Below are 930 nucleotides of genomic sequence, written 5' to 3' on the forward strand. Positions count from 1 at the left end.
CCGCCCGCGCCGATCCGCGCGCCCGCCGCCTGCGCATACGCGCTCAGGTGCACGCGCGCGTCCTTGCCCGCGCTGCTCGTGAAGGCAGCCGGTGCGACGCCGTCGAAGAAGTTCGCGGCCGCGCCCGTGCCGCCGCGCTGCTCCTCGTACGATGCGGCCGCACCGAAATACGCGTTGTCGTACTTGAGCATCGCCGACCAGTTGCGGCATTCGACCGCGTCGCCCGGCACCTGCCCCGCGCACGTGCCCTGCCCCGGCGAGTTGCCGGTGCCCGCGCTGTCGCGGCCGAACGAATAAGCGGCGCCGAGCGTCACGCCGCGGTACGTGCCGATGTAGGTCACTGCGTTGTCGGCGCGGCCGTTCGGCACGTACGCGTCGAGCGAACCGAGCCCGTAGATGTCGGGGCCGATGATGTCCGCGCCCTGCAGCGCGAGGTAGGTCATCGTGTACTGGCGGCCGAACGCCAGTGTGCCGAAGCCGCCCTTCAGCCCGACGAACGCCTGCCGCCCGAACAGCCGCCCGCCCTGGCCGAGATCGCCGCCGCGCACGTTGAAACCGCTTTCCAGTGTGAATATCGCCTGATAGCCGCCGCCGAGATCCTCCGCGCCGCGCAGCCCCCAGCGCGACGGCAGTTCGCCCGTCACGGCCGGCATGCGCACGACGTGGTCGCCCGCCGCATTCGCGTGCGACACGAATTCGACGCCCGTATCGATGATCCCGTACAGCGTCACGCTCGACTGCGCGTGTGCCGCCGGCGCGGCCAGTGCGCAGCATGCGCCGGCGGCCAGCAGGCCGCTCCTGGTGCTCTTTTTCATGTCGTTGTGTCTCCAGACCTTGAGTAATCGCGCGCTCTGACGGCACGCATGGAAGAAACGGGAAATGTCAGTCGCCGGCCTGCGGGCGGCGGATCAGCAGCAGCGCGGCGACGGC

The 930-nt window shown here is 70.6% G+C and carries 1 protein-coding gene; it reads right to left on the minus strand.

Annotation, left to right across the window (positions count from 1 at the left end; translation table 11 throughout):
- Positions 1-815, minus strand: an 815-nt coding sequence (locus G3N99_RS40700; protein ID WP_206125251.1) for a porin, incomplete at its 3' end; no start/stop codon positions are given.
- Between the last annotated feature and the right edge of the window lie 115 nt (positions 816-930).

The sequence above is a fragment of the Burkholderia sp. Ac-20392 genome, assembly GCF_017104585.1.
In the GTDB taxonomy this organism is placed as follows: Bacteria; Pseudomonadota; Gammaproteobacteria; order Burkholderiales; family Burkholderiaceae; genus Burkholderia; species Burkholderia lata.